The sequence below is a fragment of the Frankia sp. R43 genome, from assembly GCF_001306465.1.
GTDB classification, from domain to species: domain Bacteria; phylum Actinomycetota; class Actinomycetes; order Frankiales; family Frankiaceae; genus Parafrankia; species Parafrankia irregularis.
Map to the genome: position 1 here is coordinate 1 of NZ_LFCW01000034.1, position 788 is coordinate 788.

1 protein-coding gene is annotated in these 788 nt (G+C 62.8%); it reads left to right on the plus strand.

What is annotated here, in order from left to right; all coding sequences use genetic code 11:
* On the plus strand, positions 1–788 hold a 788-nt coding region (locus ACG83_RS41480), incomplete at both ends, for a reverse transcriptase domain-containing protein (protein WP_255354855.1).

Genomic DNA, 788 nt, shown 5'->3' on the forward strand with positions numbered 1-788 from the left:
CGCCGTCGCCGAGATCGTCTTCCTCACGACCAACAAAGCACAGTACGACTGGATCGTCGAGGGAGACATCAAGGCGTGCTTCGACGAGATCGACCACACGGCCCTGATGGGCCGGGTGCGTCGACGAATCGGAGACAAGCGTGTCCTGAACCTGGTGAAGGCATTCTTGAAAGCTGGAATCCTCACGCAGGAACGCCAGCTCCGCAAGACCGATGCCGGCGCCCCGCAGGGGGCGATCCTCTCACCGTTGCTGAGTAACGTGGCCCTGTCGGTGCTGGACGATTACATCGCCCACGCACCGGGGGGCCCGTCGACCAGCGCGCATTTTCGGGCCAAGCGTCGCCGGCAGGGCCTGCCGAACTTCCGGCTGGTCCGTTACGCCGATGACTGGTGCCTGATGGTGGCAGGTGACCGCGACCATGCGGAAACCCTGCGTGAGGAGATCGCGGGGGTTCTGTCCACGGTGGGTCTACGTCTGTCCGAGGGCAAGACCCTGATCACCCATATCGACGAGGGTCTGGACTTCCTGGGGTGGCGCATCCAGCGCCATCTGAAGAAGGGGACGACAGATCGGCGTTTCGTCTACACCTACCCGGCGAAGAAATCTCTCGCCAATATCACCATGAAGGTGAAGGCGTTGTGCGGGCAGACCACGAACCAGGACCTGGCCGACCTGCTGCCTGGCCTCAACCAGGCACTGCGGGGCTGGTGCACCTACTTCCAGCCAGGGGTGTCCTCCAGAACGTTCCAGTACCTGCGCGCTTTCGTCTGGAAGCACGTCTGGGAAT